The following is a 401-nucleotide window of genomic DNA, read 5'->3' as shown; positions in this document are numbered from 1 at the left end:
GGCTCGCTGTCAACGGGTCTGAGCTCGACGGACAGTGCGGTGTCGTCGTTGTCGACTTCGACCTCGACCGGTCTGTCGTCGGCCAATAGCTCGATTTCCTCGCTGTCTACGTCAACGTCGACGGGCATCAGTTCGCTGTCGACGGGTCTGAGCTCGACGGACAGCGCGGTGTCGTCGTTGTCCACCTCGACCTCGACGGGTCTTTCGTCCGCGAACAGCTCAATCACCTCGCTGTCCACGTCAACTTCGACGGGCATCAACTCGTTGTCGACGGGCTTGAGCTCGACGGACAGCACGGTGTCGTCGCTGTCGACCTCGACGTCGACCGGTCTGTCATCGGCGAACAGCTCGATCACCTCGTTGTCGACGTCAACCTCGACCGGCATCAGCTCGCTGTCGAC

At 61.8% G+C, this 401-nt stretch carries 1 protein-coding gene; it reads right to left on the bottom strand.

The window, feature by feature from the left end; all coding sequences use genetic code 11:
- Nucleotides 1-401 (bottom strand): hypothetical protein (locus tag GQ56_RS47000; protein ID WP_031403776.1); only part of this gene is annotated, 401 nt, incomplete at both ends.

Origin of the sequence: Burkholderia paludis, from assembly GCF_000732615.1 — a bacterium.
GTDB classification, from domain to species: Bacteria; Pseudomonadota; Gammaproteobacteria; order Burkholderiales; family Burkholderiaceae; genus Burkholderia; species Burkholderia paludis.
The sequence above is the reverse complement of the archived record's forward strand: the minus strand, read 5'-3'. Positions and strand labels throughout refer to the sequence as shown.